The organism is Streptomyces sp. NPDC017246 (genome assembly GCF_044331325.1).
In the GTDB taxonomy this organism is placed as follows: Bacteria; Actinomycetota; Actinomycetes; order Streptomycetales; family Streptomycetaceae; genus Streptomyces.
Genome location: NZ_JBIRMW010000023.1, coordinates 53,217 through 71,104, shown reverse-complemented (window position 1 = coordinate 71,104; position 17,888 = coordinate 53,217). Strand labels below are relative to the sequence as shown.

The window sequence follows — 17,888 nt, the reverse complement described above, 5'->3', positions numbered from 1 at the left end:
GTGGCCGGTGGTCGGCCGCTCGGCCACCCGGCTGCTCGGTCGGCTCCGGTCGAAGACGCCCGCCCTCCTGCTCAGCCCTGCTTCGCGCCCCCTACGCCGTCGCCGTCCCCTACGCCGTCCCCGTCGACGAGCAGCACGACGTGAAGGGTGCGCGGGCCGTGCACCCCCTCGACCCGGTCGAGTTCGATGTCGCTGGTCGCGGAGGGCCCCGAGATCCACGTCAGCGGGCGGGTCGGGTCGAGGCGGGGCATCGCCTGCGGAACCGATGCGACGATCTGGTCGGCCGCCCGTACGACACAGATGTGCAGGTCGGGCACGAGGGTGAGGGAACGGCGGCCCTGCCCCGGGCCGCCGTCCAGGACGATCGTGCCGGTCTCGGCGATCGCCAGGGCGCAGCCGGTGACGACCGCGTCCGTGACGTCGAGCTCGTACGGGGTGAGGGGCGCGCCCGGCCCGGCCCCCGTCGCCGATGTCGTCTCCCGGGGCGGTACCTGCCCACCCCCGTCGGGGCGCTGCTCCGCCGTCGTGCCGGCCAGCCAGGCGGCGGGCAGGCCCGGCGGGACGGCGACCGAGGCCGCCCCGTGGTCCTCAAGCAGCGTCGCCACCAGGGAGGGGAGCGCGCGTTCCGTGGTGCGGTGCACCTTCGCCCGGTAGTCGGCGAGGTTCTCGTGCAGGAGGTCGAGGATCCCGGCCGGGTCGTCGAGGGTGTGGGTGACGAGGTAGCCGCGTGACGGGTGCGGGGCGTCGGGGGCGTCGGCCAGCGCCGTACGGATACGGCCCAGGATCCGCTCGCGGGAGGAGGGTGTCGTGGGTGAGGTCATGAGCGGTTCTTCTTCCACCAGTCGCGGAACGGTTCGGCGGGCAACCGCGGCAGTTCCCTGCTGTCGGTCCACCCGCTCGCGCCGGGGAGTCTCCCGGGGTGCAGGGCGCGGGTCTTCGCCGCGACGCGCTCACCCGCCGCCAGGACGCCGGGGTGGTCGAGGACCCAGCTCGCCGCCTTGACCGCGGCCTTCTCCAGCCGGTGCCCCCGGCCGCCCTGGTCCGCGACCCTCTCCCGGAGGTGGACGAGGACCTCGGGGATGTCGATGGCGACGGGGCAGACGTCGTAGCAGGCGCCGCAGAGGGAGGAGGCGTAGGGGAGGGAGGCGTCGATCTCGCTGGCCGTCCCCCGCAGTTGGGGAGTGAGGATGGCGCCGATGGGCCCCGGATAGACCGATCCGTAGGCGTGGCCGCCGGCCCGCTCGTACACCGGGCAGACGTTGAGGCAGGCGGAGCAGCGGATGCAGCGCAGGGCCTGGCGGCCGACCTCGTCGGCGAGGGTGTCGGTGCGGCCGTGGTCGAGGAGGACGAGATGGAAGGTCTCCGGGCCGTCCGCGTCCGTGGTGCCGGTCCACATGCTCGTGTACGGGTTCATCCGCTCGGCGGTCGACGAGCGGGGCAGGGTCTGGAGGAACACCTCCAGGTCGCGCCAGGAGGGGACGATCTTCTCGATGCCGACGACGGAGATGAGGGTCTCGGGGAGGGTGAGGCACATGCGGCCGTTGCCCTCGGACTCGACGACGACGAGGGTGCCGGTCTCGGCGACCATGAAGTTGGCGCCCGAGATGCCGACCTTGGCCCGCAGGAACTTCTCCCGCAGATGCAGTCTGGCCGCCTCGGCCAGCTCGGAAGGGCTGTCGGTGAGGCCCTCGGGCGCCGAGCGGCCCCACTTGCCCATCTCGGAGCGGAAGATGTCGCGGATCTCGCCGCGGTTGCGGTGGATGGCCGGGACCAGGATGTGCGAGGGCCGGTCCTCGCCGAGCTGCACGATCAGTTCGGCGAGATCGGTCTCGTACGCGGTGATCCCCTCGGCCTCCAGGGCTTCGTTGAGGCCGATCTCCTGGGTGGCCATCGACTTGACCTTGACGACCTCGGTCTCGCCGGTCGCCTTCACCAGGTCGGCGACGATCCGGTTGGCCTCGGCGGCGTCGGCCGCCCAGTGCACCGTCCCGCCCGCGGCGGTGACCGACTCCTCCAGCCGCACCAGGTAGTGGTCGAGCCGGCCGAGTGTGTGGTCCTTGATCTGCTTTCCGGCCTCGCGCAGCTCCGCCCAGTCGTCGAGCTCGGCCACGGCCACCGCCCGCTTGTCGCGGATGGTGTGGGTGGCGTGGCGCAGGTTGGCCCGCAGGGTGTCGTTCCGTACGGCCTCGTGCGCGGCCTTCGGGAAGGCCGGCATACCGATGAATGTGCCGCTCATGCCAGGGGCTCCTCTTCCGTGCTCGCGAGAATCTCGGCGATGTGCAGCGCGCGCTGCGGGGCGTCCTGGCGGCGCAGCATGCCGTCGATGTGCATCAGACAGGAGTTGTCGGCACCGCACAGCACCTCCGCGCCGGTGGCCAGGGAGTTGCGGACCTTGTCGGCGCCCATGGCCGCCGACACGTCGGGGTTCTTCACGGCGAAGGTGCCGCCGAAGCCGCAGCACTCCTCGGCTCCCGGCAGCTCCACCAGTTCCAGCCCCTTCACCGACTGAAGCAGCCTGCGGGGGCGTTCGCCGAGACCGAGCATGCGCAGGCCGTGACAGGAGGGGTGGTAGGTCACCTTGTGCGGGAAGTACGCGCCCACGTCCGTCACGCCCAGCACGTCGACGAGGAACTCCGTCAGTTCGTACGTCCTGGGGACCAGGGAGTCTGCGGCGTCCGACAACGCGCTGCCCCGCCCCTCGGCGCAGGCCTTCCGCCCGATCCTCGGATAGTTGTCGCGCACCATGGCCACACAGGAGCCGGAGGGGGTGACCACATGGTCGTAGCCCTCGAAGGCCCGCGCCGTGCGGCGCACGAGCGGCTCGGTCTCGCGGCGGTAGCCGGTGTTGTACTGGGGCTGGCCGCAGCAGGTCTGGGCGGCGGGGAAGTCCACCGTGACGCCGAGGCGTTCGAGCAGCCTGACCGTGGCGATGGCCGTGGAGGGGTAGACCGCGTCGTTGACGCAGGTGGCGAAGAGGGCGACGCGCATCAGGGGTTCCTCGGGGCGGGGTCGAGTCGGGCGGCGGCCGCGTCCCAGGCGGCGCTGTCGCCCCGGGGCGTGTAGTGCCTCAGGTGCTGGGTGGAGGCGATGAGCCGGCGCATGTCGGGGAGGTCGCCGACCAGGCCGGCGGACCGGGCCTGGACGAGGATGTTGCCCAGGGCCGTGGCCTCGGTGGGGCCGGCGACGACGGGCAGTCCGGTGGCGTCGGCGGTGAGCCGGCAGAGCAGGTCGTTGCGTGAACCGCCGCCGACGAGGTGGACCCGGGTGATGTCGCGGCCGGCGAGCTCGGCGGCCCGGCGCAGGGTGCGGCGGTGGGCGAGCGCCAGGCTCTCCAGGACGCAGCGGACCACGGCGCCCTGGCTCTGCGGGGCGGGCTGGCCGGTGCGGGCGCAGAAGTCCCGGATGCGGGCCGGCATGTCACCGGGGGCGAGGAACTCCGGGGCGTCCGGGTCGACGACCGAGGCGAACGGCGCCGACCGGGCCGCCTCGGCGAGCAGCGTGGGGATGTGGATGGGCAGTCCCTCCTTGTCCCAGGTGCGCCGGCATTCCTCGAACAGCCACATTCCCATGATGTTGCGCAGATAGCGGATCGTGCCGTCGATGCCGCGCTCGTTGGTGAAGTTCGCCGCCCGGGACTCCTCCGTCAGGACGGGGGCGTCGAGTTCGAGGCCGGCCAGTGACCAGGTGCCGCACGAGATGTAGGCGAAGCCGGGCTCGGTGGCCGGTACGGCGACCACGGCCGACGCGGTGTCGTGGGAGGCGACGGTCGTCACCGGTGTACGGGGGTCGAGCCCGGTGTACGCGGCGACATGGGGGAGCAGGGTGCCCGCCGGGTCACCGGGGGAGCGCAGCGGCGGCAGCAGACCGGGGGCGACGGACAATCGGCTCATCAGCTCCTTGGACCAGGTACCCGTACGGGAGTCGAGAAGACCGGTGGTGGAGGCGTTGGTCTCCTCGGCACCGACGGTTCCGGTCAGCCAGTGGATCAGCAGATCCGGAATGAGCAACAGGGTACGGGCCGAACCCAGTTGGACGCTGTTCGTGGCCGAGGCGAGTTGGAAGACCGTGTTGAACGGCAGGTGCTGGAGGCCCGTGATGCCGTACAGCTCCTCGGGGCCGACCTCGGCCCAGACGCGTGCCGCGGCGCCGTCGGTCCTCTCGTCGCGGTAGTGGTGCGGGTGGCCCAGCAGGGCACCGTCGGCGTCGAGGAGCCCGTAGTCCACGGCCCAGGTGTCCACGCCGACGGAAGCGACACCGCCGGAGCGGGCGGCCTCCCGCAGTCCGTCGAGAGCGCCCTGGAAGAGGGCGAGGACGTCCCAGCGCAGGCCGTCCGGCAGGCGTACGGGAGTGTTGGGGAAGCGGTGCACCTCGGTGAGGCCGAGGGTGCCCGCGCCCACCCGGCCGACGATCACGCGTCCGCTGGTGGCGCCGAGATCGACCGCGGCGAACGCGGAGGACGGTGGAGTGGTGGTCACGTGGATACCTCTGCGGTGCGGGCGGCTCGTCGAGGAACGGGAAGGCGGGGAAGGCGGACCGGCGGCGCCCGGCGGCCACGCTGTCGGGACCGGTTCCCCCCGGGGCATCGCGCCGCCGGTCCGCGGACGCACCTGGGGCGGGTGCGTCAGTCACCCGCCCCAGGGCGATCGAGGGGCCCTCAGCGGAGGAAGGCCGCGGCGACGCCCGCGTCGACGGGGACGTGCAGGCCGGTGGTGTGGGTGAGGTCGCCGCCGGTGAGGGCGAAGACCGCGTTCGCGACGTGCTCGGGGAGGACCTCGCGCTTGAGGAGGGTGCGCTGGGCGTAGAACTCGCCGAGCTTCTCCTCCTCGATGCCGTAGGTGGCGGCCCGCTGGGCACCCCATCCCGCGGCGAAGATGCCGGAGCCGCGGACGACCCCGTCGGGGTTGACGCCGTTGACACGGATCCCGTGCTCGCCGAGTTCGGCGGCCAGGAGCCGGACCTGGTGGGCCTGGTCGGCCTTGGCGGCGGAGTAGGCGATGTTGTTCGGGCCGGCGAAGACGGCGTTCTTGGAGGTGATGTAGACGATGTCGCCGCCGAGCCCCTGCTCGGTCATCACGCGGGCGGCCTCGCGGGAGACGAGGAAGGAGCCCCGGGCCATGATGTCGTGCTGGAGGTCCCAGTCGCGGGCGGTGGTCTCCAGCAGCGGCCTGGAGAGGGAGATGCCCGCGTTGTTGACGACCAGGTCGACACCGCCGAAGGCGAGGACGGCCTCGCGGAACGCCGCGCCGATCCGCTCCTCGGAGGTCACGTCCACGGTGACCGCCACCGCCTTGTCCGGGCCGCCCAGCTCCTCGGCGACCGCGGCCGCGGTCTCGCCGTTCAGGTCGGCGATCACCACGCACGCCCCCTCGGCGACCAGCCGGTGCGCGACGGCCCGGCCGATGCCGGAGCCGGCGCCCGTCACCAGGGCCACCCGGGTGGCCAGTGGCTTCGGCTTCGGCATGCGCCGCAGCTTGGCCTCTTCGAGGTCCCAGTACTCGATGCGGAACTTCTCCGACTCCTCGATCGGCGCGTACGAGGAGACCGCCTCCGCACCGCGCATCACGTTGATCGCGTTGACGTAGAACTCTCCGGCCACCCGGGCGGTCTGCTTGTCCTTGCCGAAGGAGAACATGCCCACGCCCGGGATCAGGACGATCGCCGGGTCCGCGCCGCGCATCGCGGGGGAGCCGGTGGTGGCGTGCCGCGCGTAGTAGGCGGCGTACTCCTCGCGGTACGCGGTGTGCAGTTCCCTCAGCCGGGCGACCGCCTCGCCGAGCCCGGCCGTGGCCGGCAGGTCCAGGACCAGCGGCCGGACCTTCGTCCGCAGGAAGTGGTCCGGGCAGGAGGTGCCCAGGGCCGCGAGCCGCGGGTGCCGGTCGTGGGCGAGGAAGTCGAGGACCGCCTCGGAGTCGGTGAAGTGGCCGACCTGCGGCCGGTCCTGGGAGGCCAGCGACCGGATCACGGGCGCGAGGGCGGCGGCCCGTTCCCGGCGCCGCTCCTCGTCCAGTGCGCCGTAGCCGTCCAGCGGAGCACCGAAGGGCTGCTTCCCGCCCCGCTCGGCGAGGAACGTCTCCGCCGTACGGATCATCCAGAGGGCGTTGGCCTCGCACTCCTCGGCGCTCGCACCCCAGGCGGTGATGCCGTGCCCGCCCAGGACCACACCGACGGCCTCGGGACGGGCCTCCTTGATCGCCGCGATGTCCAGGCCCAGCTGGAAGCCCGGGCGCCGCCACGGCACCCACGCCGCCTTCCCGCCGTAACACTCCTTCGTCAGTGCCTCGCCGTCCGCCGCGCAGGCGAGCGCGATGCCGGAGTCCGGGTGCAGGTGGTCGACGTGGGCGGCGTCCACCAGGCCGTGCATGGCGGTGTCGATGGACGGGGCGGCGCCGCCCTTGCCGTGGAGGCAGTAGTCGAACGCGGCGACCATCTCGTCCTCGTGCTCCACCCCCGGGTACACGTCCCTGAGCGCCCGCAGCCGGTCGAGCCGCAGGACGGCGAGGCCGTCCTCGGTGAGCGTGCCGAGGTCGCCGCCCGAGCCCTTCACCCACATCAGCTCGATGTCGCCGCCGGTGACCGGGTCGGTGGCGGTGCCCTTGGCGGAGGCGTTGCCGCCGGCGTAGTTGGTGGTGCGGGGATCGGAGCCGAGTCGGCGCGCGCGGCTGAGGAGGGCGGCGACTTCGGGGTGGGTGGCCATGGGGGATTCAGCCTTTCGGGGGAGTCGGAGGCGTCGGAGGCGACGGACGGTCGGGAGACGGCGGGGAGGGCGGGGGGCGACGGGTGGTGTGGGGCGACGGCGGGTTCGGAGGAGCCGGACGGTGTGGGGGTGACCGGGAGCTTGGGGGAGCCGTGGCAGGTTCCGCAGGTACGGAGATCAGGCTCCCCAGCCCGCCTGCTGCCCGCCGACCCGCTCGGCCTCGATCCGTCGCTGCCGTCCGGAGGCGGCGTACGCCGCGACGGGATCGGGGTCGAGCCCCCGCTCCTCCCGCACTTCGCGCAGCAGCGGGCGTACGTCGGTGTTGTAGGCGTCCATCAGGACCGCGTTGGCGGCGAGGACGTCACCGGCGTGCTGCGCGGCGGTGAGGGATTCGAGGTCGACGAGGAGGGCCTTGGCGGTGGCCTCCTGGACGTTCATCACCGAGCGGATGACGGCGGGGATCTTCGCCTCGATGTTGTGGCACTGGTCGAGCATGAAGGCGACGTTCGTGGCGGGGGCCAGGCCGTCGTTCTTGGCGACCTCGTGCATGATCCGGAAGAGCTGGAAGGGGTCGGCGGAGCCGACCATCAGGTCGTCGTCGGCGTAGAAGCGCGAGTTGAAGTCGAAACCGCCGAGCCTTCCCTCCCGCAGGAGGAAGGCGACGATGAACTCGATGTTGGTGCCGGGGGCGTGGTGGCCGGTGTCCACGACGACCTGCGCCCTGGGGCCGAGCTTGAGGCAGTGGGCGTACGAGGTGCCCCAGTCCGGGACGTCCGTCGTGTAGAAGGCCGGCTCGAAGAACTTGTACTCCAGCAGCATCCGCTGGTCGTCCCCGAGTCGCGCGTACACCTCGGCCAGCGCCTCCGCCAGCCGGTCCTGGCGGGCCACGATGTCGTCCTGGCCGGGGTAGTTGGTGCCGTCGGCGAACCAGAGCTTGAGGTCGTTCGAGCCGGTGGCGTCCATGATGTCGACGCACTCCAGAAGGTGGTCGACGGCCTCGCGGCGCACCTTCGGGTCGGGGTGGCAGACGCTGCCCAGCCGGTAGGCGTCGTTCTGGAAGGTGTTGGAGTTGATCGCGCCCAGCTCCAGGCCGCGCTCCTTCGCGTAGGTGCTCAGGGCCGCGTAGTCGTCGACCTTGTCCCACGGGATGTGCAGGGACACCTTGGGGGCGACGCCGGTGAAGGCGTGCACCTGGGCCGCGTCGTCCAGCTTCTCCCGGGGGGTCCGCGGTACGCCCGGCTGTGCGAACACCTTGAACCGGGTGCCGGAGTTCCCGTAGCCCCAGGAGGGTGTCTCGATCCGCTGGCCGGCGAGTGCGGCCTTCGCGGCGGCGGTGTCAGGCATGGTCACCTCGGGCTGAGTGAACGGAGTGAATCGATTCATTACGTGAGGGAAGCTAGCCCCGGACGTAGGGGTCGTCAAGCTTCTGGACTGCCCACATGTACGAGCGCACTTGACCGGCAGGGTGGGTACGGCTAGCTTCCGGGCCATCCGAATGAAACATTTCAGACCGGAGTGACTGCTTCGGTGACGGCCGTCGCTCCGGCATCCCCGGGAAAGGGCACCTGATGCAGCGCGTCTGCTTCCTACTGAAGGTCCGGGCCGAGCGGGCCGCCGAGTACCGCGAACGCCATCGGGAGGTCTGGGCCGAGATGCTCGACGCGCTGTCCGGGACGGGTTGGCACAACTACTCGCTGTTCCTGCGCGAGGACGGCCTGCTCGTCGGCTACCTGGAGACCCCCGACTTCGAGCGGGCCCGCGCCGCCATGGACGCCACCGACGTCAACGGCCGCTGGCAGGCCGAGATGGCCGGCTTCTTCGAGGAGCTCGACGGGCGGGCACCCGACGCCGCCATGCGCCCCCTCACCGAGATCTTCCACCTCGCCTGACGCGGCGTCTCCCGCGGCGTCGGAGGTTCTCCGCGGGACGCCCGGCGACATGGGGCTCCGGAGCCGAGGAGCCGAGGAGCCGCTGTGCGGCGCGGAGCGGAGGCCGTACGGGTGCCGTCCTCGCTCCGGCTCGGGTCACGGGTTTCCGGCGGCCCCGGTCACCATGCGGGGATGACCGGCGCGTCGGGCCGCCAGGCCTCGTTGAGGCGTGTGAGCCGGTCCGCGGCGGCGATGCCGTACAGGGACGCGACCCTGCCGTCGCCGACGTCGAACGCCACGGCGCCCACGATCCGCCCGTCGACCACGGCGAGGACGGCCGGGGAGCCGTTGACCCGCGCGATGTGCATCGCGGGCGAGCCGCCGGCCAACCGCCGCTTCGCCGCCGTGGGCTTGAAGCCCGCCCGCACGTAGGAGGCGACCCGCTCGCGCGTCGTGTACCGCAGCAGCCGCCTGGCCAGTCCGGCGCCGTCCGAGACCGCCGTCACGTCGTCGGTGAGCAGTGCCACCAGCCGTTCGGTGCGCCCCGACGTGGCGGCGGCGAGGAACTCCTCGACGACCCGGCGCGCGGACGCGGGGTCGGCCTCGCCGCCGCGGCGGCGCTCGGCGGCGACGCGCTTCCGGGACCGGTGGACATGCTGCTGGCTCGCGGACTCGGTGATGCCGAGGATCCCGGCGATCTCGACGTGGCTGTACGAGAACGCCTCGCGCAGGACGTAGACGGCCCGCTCGACCGGCGAGAGACGTTCCATGAGGGTCAGCACGGCCAGGGACACCGATTCGCGCTGCTCGAAGGTGTCTGCCGGGCCGAGCATCGGGTCGCCTTCGAGGAGCGGTTCGGGAAGCCAGGCGCCGGACGCCCGTTCGTGGCGTGCCTGCGCGGAACGGAGCCGGTCGAGGCAGAGATTGGTGACGACCTTGGTCAGCCACGCCTCCGGCACCTCGACCCGTGCGCGGTCCGCCGCCTGCCAGCGCAGGAACGTGTCCTGCACGGCGTCCTCGGCGTCGGCCGCCGAGCCGAGCAGACGGTACGCGAGCGAGGCCAGCCGGCCCCGGCTGGCCTCGAAGCGATCGATGGCTGAACTGTCCATGCCGAACAGCCTAGGAGGCGACCCTCACACCGGCCCGGTCGGGCGCGGTGGCGAGGCTGCGCCTGCGCTTCGGCAGGCCGAAGGTCGGATGGGCGATGCCCCAGCCGGCCGTACCGAGCACGCCCGACTTGAGGCGCGCGGCGGTCCGGCCGCCCAGGTACCAGGGCTTCGAGCGGGCGCCCCCGTCCACCATCTGGAAGATCGCGTCCCGCCGCCCGAGGCTGATGTGGTTGCCGTGGTACTTCAGCCCGGTGGTCGGGACCTGGCCGCCGGTCAGGCGCGCGATGATCGCGGCGGTCGCCTGCATGTTGGTGTAGCCGGCCGAGGCGCAGGACATCGGCAGCGGTCGGCCGTTCTCGCCGATCGCGTAGGCGCAGTCACCGGCGGCGTAGACGTCCGGGTGCGAGACCGAGCGCATGGTGCGGTCGACGACGATCTGGCCGGTCTCGGCGACCTCCAGGCCGGCGGCGGCCGCGAGGGGGTGCACGGCGAAGCCGGTCGACCACACCGTCACGTCGGCCTGGAGGGACGTGCCGTCGGCGGCGATCGCCCGTGTCGGCTCGACGGCTTCGATGCCGGTGTGCTCGTGGACGGTGATGCCGAGCCGGTCGAAGGCCTGGCGCAGGTGGCGGCGGGCCTTCGACGACAGCCAGGCGCCCGGTTCGCCCCGGGCGGCGAGGGCGACCGAGAGGTCGGGCCGGGACTCGGCGAGCTCGGTGGCGGTCTCGATGCCGGTCAGCCCCTCGCCGACGACCAGTACGGTGCCGCCCGCGCCCAGCCCGGCCAGGCGTTCGCGCAGACGCAGCGCCGAGGACCGGCCTGTCACGTCGTAGGCGTACTCGGCCGCGCCGGGGACGCCGTGATGGGCGGCAGAGCTGCCGAGCGCGTAGAGGAGCGTGTCGTAGCCGAGCTCGTCCTCGCCGTTCTCGCCGGTCACGGCGACGGTCCTTCGCTCGGGGTCGACGCCCGTGACGCGCGCGATGCGCAGCCGCACCCCGGTGCCCGCGAAGACGTCGACGAGCTGGCGGGACGCGAGGTCCTGGCCGCTCGCGAACTGGTGGAGCCGCATTCTCTCGACGAATTCGGGCGCGGCGTTGACGACCGTGATCTCGGTGTCGGAGGGGGAGAGCCGGCGGGCCAGGTTTCCGGCGGCGAAGGCCCCGGCGTATCCGGCGCCGAGTACGACGATGCGGTGCTTCATGGCGTTGCCCCTGTCTCGTTGGCGTGCCCCTTGAACGAGACGGGTCCCCGATTGCTGACAGGAGGTGAGTGTGATGCGGGTCACCCGGGGGATCGGGTCGGTCCGCCCTGCGATTCGGCCCTCTCGTTCGCCTCCGGATCGACCGCCGGGGCAGGGCCGTCGCCGGAGCGAGGCCTCCGCCGGGGCGGGGCCGCGGCAACGTCATTCGCTCGTATGTTCGGTTCTTCGTTACGCTGGAACCATGACCGCGCCACGACCCCCCGCCCTGCCCGGACTCCAGGGCTCGCTGTTCGATCAGGGTGACGACATACGGTTCGGCCCGCTGGACGGCCTCCGGCGGACGGTGCTGGGCGACGGTGCCTGGGTCGACCACCTCCCCGGCTGGCTGCACGGCTCCGACGCCCTCTTCGAGGAGCTGGCCGACCGGGTGGCCTGGCGGGCCGAGGAGCGGCCGATGTACGACACCGTCGTCGCCGTACCGCGGCTCCTGGCCCACTACGGTGAGGGTGCCCCCCTCCCGCACCCCGCGCTCACCGAGGCCCGGGAGGCCCTCGGCTCCCACTACGGCCCCGAGCTCGGCGAACCCTTCGCCTCCGCCGGCCTCTGCCTCTACCGCGACGGCCGTGACAGCGTGGCCTGGCACGGCGACCGCACCGGCCGCTCCCACACCCACGACACGATGGTCGCCATCCTCTCCCTCGGCGACCCCCGCGATCTGGCCTTCCGCCCGCGCGACGGCGGTCCGACCGCTCTCCGCCTCCCGCTCGGTCACGGGGATCTCGTGGTGATGGGCGGCTCCTGCCAGCGGACCTGGGACCATGCCGTGCCCAAGACGAGCCGCGCCGTCGGACCCCGCATCAGCGTCCAGTTCCGCCCCCGCGGGGTCCGCTGAGCCCGGCGCTCGTTGCCGAGGTGCTTCTTCCGGCGCTACCGGCGGGTCGAGGACCGGCAGCGCGCGTCCTGGCGCTTCCTGTAGAAGACGCTGATCGAGAAGCGCCGTTGGGAGGTTCTGGAGCGGGACCGCGTGATGCCGGACGGGGGTGAGCGGGGACGGTCGGTGAGGCCGGACGGGGATGAGCGGGGACGGTCGGTGGGGCCGGACGGGAAAACGACGGATTGCGTTCTCCGCCTCGGGAACCATTCGCGGGGGCGCGCTCCTCCTGTGGTCGGAGGCAAGGGTGGCCGGGGGAGGGATTCGCGCAACTGCTTGCTGAGCAAGGGTGCATGAGACGGATCATCCACCTCCCGCAAGGATCTGACTCACTGTGCGAAGCAGACGAATAGCACCCCTCGTGGCCATCGGCGCGGTCGCGACGCTCCTGCCCGCTCTCACGCCCGCCGTCGCGTCCGCGGCCGGCCCGTCACCCCGGTGGGCGACCACCGCCGATTCCCTGAAGCCGTACACGCAGCAGACACCGCGCTGGAAGCGCTGCGAGGCCGAGGGACCGGCGAACTTCGAGTGCGCGACGCTCAAGGTGCCGCTCGACTACACCCGGCCGGGCGGCAGGAAGCTCGACGTCGCCGTGTCCCGGATCAAGGCGACCAGCCTCCAGAAGCGGCGCGGGGTCCTGCTCCTCAACCCCGGCGGCCCCGGCGGCCCGGGGCTGGACATGCCCCTGTGGATGGGCCCGGAGCTGCCGAACGCGGTGAAGGAGCAGTACGACCTGATCGGCTTCGACCCGCGGGGCGTCGGTCAGAGCTCGCCCGTGAGCTGCGGTCTGAACGACGACGAGCTGAACTGGCAGCGCCCGTACAAGGCCTCGACGTTCGGCAAGGACGTCCGCTGGGCGCGGACCGTGGCCGAGAAATGCCGGGCGAAGGGCGGGTCCGTCCTCCCTCACCTCACCACGCGCAACACCGCACGGGACATGGACGTGATCCGTGCCGTGCTCGGCGAGAAGAAGATCTCGTACCTGGGGTACTCCTACGGCACGTACCTGGGCGCCGTCTACACGCAGATGTTCCCGAAGCGGTCCGACCGGTTCGTGCTGGACAGCGCGGTCGACCCGGCGCGGATCTGGCGGGGCATGATCCAGGTGTGGGCGGAGGGCGCGGAGCCGGCGTTCAAGCGCTGGAGCGCGTGGACCGCCGAGCGGAACGCGACGTACGGGCTCGGCGACACCGCCGCCAAGGTCGGCAGGACCTACTGGGATCTGGTCGCCCAGGCGGACCGCAAGCCGATCGACTTCCAGGGCACGCTGCTGACCGGCGACGACATCCGCGCCGGCCGGGCCATGTTCTTCGACGTGAAGGGCGCCGCCGAGGCGATCGCCGAGCTCAAGAAGGCCGCCGGGGGGACTCCGGTCCCGGCGCCCTCGCGACGGAGCACGTCGCCCCGTCCCGTACCGCCGTCGTTCGCCCGTGCCGTCCCCTCGGACAACTCGGACGCGGCCTTCTGGTCCGTGGCCTGCGCCGACACCCGCGCGTGGCCGCGCGACCCGGAGCAGTACCGCCGCGACGCGATCCGCGACAAGGCCACCTACCCGCTGTACGGCGACTTCGCTTCGAACATCAAGCCGTGCGCGTTCTGGAAGAACGGGACCGAGCCCGCCACCAAGGTGAACAACTCCGTCGGCGCGCTCATCCTGCAGAACGAGTGGGACTCCCAGACTCCGCTGGTCAGCGGACAGGGGCTGCGCCGGACCATGAAGGGCGCGCGGATGGTCACCGTCCTCGGCGGCCAGGGCCACGGCATCTACGGCTCCAAGTCCTGCGCCGACAAGACCGCCACCGACTATCTGACGACGGGCAGGCTGCCCGCCGCGGACGTGACCTGCCAGGCCACGCCGGCCCAGGCGCGGAACAGCCTGGACCTTCCGCTGCCGACGCCTCCGGGCATCCCGGGCCTCCCGGGCCGGGGGGACCGCTTCTGACCGCCGGGGCGTACATGCATCCGAGCGACCGCGCGATCCGTACCTGACCGATACGGCTGTCCGCCCGTGCAGTGGGGCCCTCGTGCCACGAGGGCCCCACTGTCGTACCACCGGCACGGCGCCACCACGGACGGTCGCCGAAACGCCGGACCACGGTCCGAGCGGCGGTCTACGGTACGGACATGCCGCGCCGCTCGCCGCGGTCATGTGAGGAGGCATCCCGTGGCATCGCCCTGCGACCCCCAGTACGCCCCCGCCGGTGATGTAGGTGCCGCGGTCCTGATGATCGACTCCCGGCTCAAGGGCATCTACGACGGCAGGACCCAGACCGACGCCGAACAACAGGAGCTGATCGAGCAGTTCACCGCGTCCCTGGGCCCCACGGGCGCCCGCGACATGCTCGACGGCACCTGCACGCTCATCTTCATGTTCATGAAGTGGCTGCGCCTGGCGTACGAGGACCACGACAAGGACGTCCTCGCGTACGTCGTGCCCAGCCTGGTCGCGAGCATGCGGATGACGCCGAGGAGCGTCCGCCCCGAGGTCATCCCCACCATGGCCGGCCTGCTCGTCGCGGCGGGCGTCGGCCTGAGCCCGGGCCTGTGGCGCCGGCAGTACGGAGACTGGACCAAGGAGGAGATGAATCCCCTGGAGGCCACGGCCTTCCTGCTCGCGGAGCACATCAACCGCATCACCGACGACCGTGACTTCGCCACCCGCCTGATCACGGATGCCCTCTCCAGCGCGGACCGGGAGAACTGAGGCCCGTCCCTTCCGCTCAGTGCGCGTGGAGCGACCCCCAGTCGAAGTTCTGGCCGAAACCGGACCCCGAACCGCCTGTGTGCACCTGGTCGGCCGCGTAGTAGGTCGCCTTCACGTCGGCGTGGGTGTTGATGTCCGTCCTGGTCATGCCGGACCCCCAGATGTTCCAGATCACCCACGGGCTGCGGGTCAGCGCGTTCCGGCCCGAGGCCGTGATCGGCATGTTCCACGTCTCGGCCAGCATCCGCGGCTTCGCGTAGTCGACGAGCCCCGTGTAGTACGTGTGGGTGAGGTCCGAGGCGGAGGAGGAGGGGGCGTAGTCGTCGACGCCGACGACATCGACCACATCGGCCCCCGGGTAGTAGTCCCACGGCACGTCGTCGCCCTGCGGGTTCCAGGCGTTCGGCGACCAGACGAAGATCAGGTTGTGCAGGCCCTTCGTCCTCACGAGGAAGTCGTACGTGATCCGCCACAGCTTCTTGTAGCTCGCCGGGGTCCGGCCTCCCCACCAGAACCAGCCGCCGTTCATCTCGTGGTACGGCCGCAGCAGTACGGGAATGTCGTACGCCGCGAAGTGCGACAACGAGGCGGCCAGGAAGCCGAGATCCTCCAGTAGGGCCCGGTACTCGGGAGTGTCCGACTCCCAGTCGACCACCCGGTCGAACCACGCCTGGTCGGTCGTGAGCGTGGCGACCGGATTCCCGTCGCTGCCGCCCGGGTGCTGCCCCCGCACCTGGGTCAGCACCCGGCTCCAGTCCTTCAACGGCGATCCGGGGTAGGGCTGGTGGAAGCTCACCCCGACGATCCCGGCCGCCGCCCCGCCGTTCGCGAGGACCGCGCTCCCGCCGTCGGAACGGACCATGACGCCCGCCGGGTTGTACGTGCCGTCCGCCGCCCGCGGCAGCCCCTTCCACACGCCCGTCGCGACGTCGACGACATCGTCCACGTACTGCCACTGACGCCGCCCCGTGGGCAGCCCGAGCGGCCGGTTGTACGAGCGGTCCTCGTACGCCCCCCAGCCGTCCGCCGCGCCGTACCCCGGCCCGAGGTCGATCTCCAGGAAGCCGGGGAGCTTGCCGGTGATGTCCCGGGCCTTCTTGTAGTAGTAGCCGACGTGCGTGGTGCCGCCCGCGTCGCCGTAGGAGGCGTTGAACAGCTCCTGCTGGCCCTCGATGTGCTGGCCGATCACCGTCATCGGGCGGTTCCCGGAGCGCGCGTTGTTCTCCAGCCGCACCAGATGCGCGTACACGGCCCGGGCGTTGAGCGAGGCGGCCGGGTCCCTCCCGGTCAGCGTGGGCGTGATGAGCGGTGCGGCGGCCGCGCTCCCCGCGGTGACGACCGGCAGAGCGCCGCCCGCGACAGCGGCGCCGAGAGCGGTGACGAACGTACGCCTGCGCATGATTCGGTCCCCCAGAACAGAAAAACGTCGAACATCGATGCTATCCGGAGGGTCGACGCCGGACGGGGCGCGGAGCGTGGAGGGTGCCCTGCCGGCCGACGTACCGCGAGACCTCAGACGGAAGACGGTTCCGCCTCGGGATAGGGGCTGAGCATGGTGTCGAAGTAGCCCTCCGGGGCTCCCTCCAGGAAGGTCGGCAGGTTGTCCAGGAAGGCCCTCAGAGGGGGCGTCGCGTTGTGCAGGTCCAGGTCTTCCTGGGAGCGCCAGACCTCGTACAGGAAGAAGCGGCCGTCCTCGTGCTCGTGGAGGTGGTATTGCAGATTGCCGGGCTCCTGCCGGGTGGGTTCCACGAGGGAGGAGAGGATGCGCCGGACCTCGTCCGCGCGCTCCGGCCGGGGGCGAAGGAATCCGTAGAGGGAGAGGGGTCGATCCGTGTTCGTCATGGCCCCCACGCTAAGATCTCACATCAATGTGAGATTCAAGAGGTTGTGAGGAGCGCCACATGAAGATCGGCGAGCTCGCCGTCGCGACGGACACCTCCGTCCGGCTCCTGCGCTACTACGAGGAGCAGGGCCTCCTGACGTCCCACCGTCTCGACAGCGGCCACCGCCGCTACGACGACGACGCCACCGCCGCGGTCCGCCGCATCCGCGCCCTGCTGGACGCCGGCCTCCCGACCCGGGTCATCCGCGATCTCCTGCCCTGCGTCCGCCAGGACGGTACGGTCGCGGAGTGCCGGCTGGAGACCCTCCAGGAACACCTCAGAGGTCTGGACGACCGGATCTCCGCACTGTCGGAAACCCGCACCTCGCTGGTCGGCCTCATCTCCGCCGCCCGGACCGACGCGCCGGCACTCGCGTAGGCGCCACCACCACGGCGGTGGAACTCGGCGGCCGCCGGGTACGGGTGGCCTCCTCACCAGAAGCCGGGACCTCGGGAGGGCCTGAGGTCACGAGCCGTTCAAGTAGGACGCCAGGGTGGTGCGTCGGCGGTGGAGGTCGTCGATGCGGGCGTCGGTGGCGGCCAGTTCGCGGTGCATCAGCTCCCGGATGTCGGCGCACCAGTCCAGCTGCGTACCGTCACTGCCCGTGCAGGGCAGGACGACCCGGATCACCTCCGTGGACAGTCCGCCGGCCAGAAGGGCCCGCACCTGGCGGACGGTGGCCACGGCGTCCTCGTCGTACGAGCGATAGCCGTTCGGTCCGCGCCGGGCCTCCAACAGCCCCTGCGCCTCGTAGTAGCGCAGGAGCCGGGTGCTCACTCCGGTGCGCCGGGACAGCTCCCCGATCAGCATGCGTGCCCGCCTTCCACCCGTCCGGGTTTGACCTTGACATCAGTGTCAAGCCTTAGCGTCCGGTCATGACCAATCATTCCCCGCTTACCGCGGACCGATCGTTCCTGTTCGTGCTGGGCAGCTCCCGCTCCGACGGCAACACCGAGATACTCGCCAGGGCCGCCGCCGAGGCGCTGCCCGCCGACGTACCGCAGCGCTGGGTCGACCTGAACCGGCTGACCCTGCCGGACTTCCAGGACGGACGCCACGAGGACGGCGACTGGCAGGTCTCCGAGAGTGAGCTGATGCTTCGGGAGGCCACGCTGGAGGCCACCGACATCGTGATCGCCTCGCCGCTCTACTGGTACACCCTCTCCGCCCAGACCAAGCGCTACCTCGACTACTGGTCGGGCTGGCTCGGAGTTCCGGACCTGGACTTCAAGAAGAGGATGGCCGGCCGGACACTGTGGGCGGTGACGGCCATGTCGGATGACGACGAGGCCGTCGCCGACGGAATGGTGACCACCCTCAACCACACGGCGGCCTACCTGCGGATGCGCTTCGGCGGGGTCCTGCTCGGCAATGGATCCCGGCCGGGGCAGGTACGCGGCGACGCGCGGGCGACGGCCCGGGCGAAGACGTACTTCGAGGGGGAGACGCCGCAGGCTCTGTTCCCGTCCGAGGAGCTCGCGGAGATCGGGTAGCGCTG

General features: G+C 71.7%; 17 protein-coding genes. 6 read left to right on the top strand and 11 right to left on the bottom strand.

The annotated features are described in order from the left end of the window. Positions 1-71: 71 nt before the first annotated feature. The 6 genes from ACH4MY_RS35695 to rhaI form a co-directional block, all read right to left on the bottom strand. On the bottom strand, positions 72-821 hold the full coding sequence (locus ACH4MY_RS35695) for a lactate utilization protein C (RefSeq protein ID WP_398008661.1): 750 nt from the start codon (positions 819-821) through the stop codon (positions 72-74). Next, positions 818-2,236, bottom strand: a complete 1,419-nt coding sequence (locus tag ACH4MY_RS35690; RefSeq protein WP_398008660.1) for a LutB/LldF family L-lactate oxidation iron-sulfur protein — start codon at positions 2,234-2,236, stop codon at positions 818-820. Before ACH4MY_RS35690 ends, ACH4MY_RS35695 begins: the two co-directional genes overlap by 4 nt. Next, on the bottom strand, positions 2,233-2,988 hold the full coding sequence (locus tag ACH4MY_RS35685; protein WP_398008659.1) for a (Fe-S)-binding protein: 756 nt from the start codon (positions 2,986-2,988) through the stop codon (positions 2,233-2,235). Before ACH4MY_RS35685 ends, ACH4MY_RS35690 begins: the two co-directional genes overlap by 4 nt. Beyond that, complete coding sequence (locus ACH4MY_RS35680) at positions 2,988-4,475, bottom strand: rhamnulokinase family protein (protein ID WP_398008657.1); 1,488 nt, start codon at positions 4,473-4,475, stop codon at positions 2,988-2,990. The genes ACH4MY_RS35685 and ACH4MY_RS35680 overlap by 1 nt, the downstream gene beginning before the upstream one ends. Positions 4,476-4,654: 179 nt before the next feature. After that, entirely contained in the window at positions 4,655-6,694 is a 2,040-nt protein-coding gene (locus ACH4MY_RS35675; protein WP_398008655.1) for a bifunctional aldolase/short-chain dehydrogenase, read from the bottom strand. A gap of 177 nt (positions 6,695-6,871) precedes the next feature. After that, entirely contained in the window at positions 6,872-8,038 is a 1,167-nt protein-coding gene (gene rhaI / locus ACH4MY_RS35670) for an L-rhamnose isomerase (RefSeq protein ID WP_398008653.1), read from the bottom strand. A 224-nt stretch (positions 8,039-8,262) separates the two neighbouring features. Between rhaI and ACH4MY_RS35665 the strand changes: the two genes are divergently transcribed. Further along, positions 8,263-8,583, top strand: a complete 321-nt coding sequence (locus ACH4MY_RS35665; RefSeq protein WP_398008651.1) for an L-rhamnose mutarotase — start codon at positions 8,263-8,265, stop codon at positions 8,581-8,583. Between the two features lie 158 nt (positions 8,584-8,741). On the opposite strand, the gene ACH4MY_RS35660 is transcribed toward ACH4MY_RS35665, so the two are convergent. Together ACH4MY_RS35660 and ACH4MY_RS35655 are read right to left on the bottom strand one after the other, a co-directional pair. Then, positions 8,742-9,671 (bottom strand): sigma-70 family RNA polymerase sigma factor, encoded by a 930-nt coding sequence (locus tag ACH4MY_RS35660; protein ID WP_398008650.1) that lies wholly within the window; start codon positions 9,669-9,671, stop codon positions 8,742-8,744. Between the two features lie 10 nt (positions 9,672-9,681). Then, on the bottom strand, positions 9,682-10,872 hold the full coding sequence (locus ACH4MY_RS35655) for an NAD(P)/FAD-dependent oxidoreductase (protein WP_398008648.1): 1,191 nt from the start codon (positions 10,870-10,872) through the stop codon (positions 9,682-9,684). 241 nt (positions 10,873-11,113) lie between these two features. Here ACH4MY_RS35655 and ACH4MY_RS35650 point away from each other — a divergent pair, with 241 nt between their 5' ends. The 3 genes from ACH4MY_RS35650 (at position 11,114) to ACH4MY_RS35640 (ending at position 14,507) form a co-directional block, all read left to right on the top strand. Next, positions 11,114-11,764, top strand: coding sequence for an alpha-ketoglutarate-dependent dioxygenase AlkB (locus ACH4MY_RS35650; protein ID WP_398008646.1), 651 nt, complete (start codon positions 11,114-11,116; stop codon positions 11,762-11,764). 373 nt (positions 11,765-12,137) lie between these two features. After that, positions 12,138-13,745, top strand: a complete 1,608-nt coding sequence (locus ACH4MY_RS35645) for an alpha/beta hydrolase (RefSeq protein WP_398008644.1) — start codon at positions 12,138-12,140, stop codon at positions 13,743-13,745. Positions 13,746-13,967: 222 nt separating this feature from the next. Further along, complete coding sequence (locus ACH4MY_RS35640; RefSeq protein WP_398008642.1) at positions 13,968-14,507, top strand: hypothetical protein; 540 nt, start codon at positions 13,968-13,970, stop codon at positions 14,505-14,507. Positions 14,508-14,523: 16 nt separating this feature from the next. Here ACH4MY_RS35640 and ACH4MY_RS35635 read toward each other — a convergent pair whose 3' ends face one another. Continuing rightward, positions 14,524-15,906, bottom strand: a complete 1,383-nt coding sequence (locus ACH4MY_RS35635) for a glycoside hydrolase family 26 protein (RefSeq protein WP_398008640.1) — start codon at positions 15,904-15,906, stop codon at positions 14,524-14,526. 113 nt (positions 15,907-16,019) lie between these two features. Further along, the gene (locus ACH4MY_RS35630) at positions 16,020-16,349 is read right to left on the bottom strand and encodes a putative quinol monooxygenase (protein ID WP_398008638.1); all 330 of its coding nucleotides are present in this window, start codon (positions 16,347-16,349) and stop codon (positions 16,020-16,022) included. Positions 16,350-16,408: 59 nt separating this feature from the next. Here ACH4MY_RS35630 and ACH4MY_RS35625 point away from each other — a divergent pair, with 59 nt between their 5' ends. Continuing rightward, on the top strand, positions 16,409-16,768 hold the full coding sequence (locus ACH4MY_RS35625) for a MerR family transcriptional regulator (protein WP_398008636.1): 360 nt from the start codon (positions 16,409-16,411) through the stop codon (positions 16,766-16,768). A gap of 87 nt (positions 16,769-16,855) precedes the next feature. Here ACH4MY_RS35625 and ACH4MY_RS35620 read toward each other — a convergent pair whose 3' ends face one another. Further along, positions 16,856-17,200, bottom strand: a complete 345-nt coding sequence (locus ACH4MY_RS35620) for a MerR family transcriptional regulator (RefSeq protein WP_398008634.1) — start codon at positions 17,198-17,200, stop codon at positions 16,856-16,858. 65 nt (positions 17,201-17,265) lie between these two features. On the opposite strand from ACH4MY_RS35620, the gene ACH4MY_RS35615 reads away from it, so the two are divergent. Beyond that, the gene (locus ACH4MY_RS35615) at positions 17,266-17,883 is read left to right on the top strand and encodes a flavodoxin family protein (RefSeq protein WP_398008633.1); all 618 of its coding nucleotides are present in this window, start codon (positions 17,266-17,268) and stop codon (positions 17,881-17,883) included. Positions 17,884-17,888: the final 5 nt, after the last annotated feature.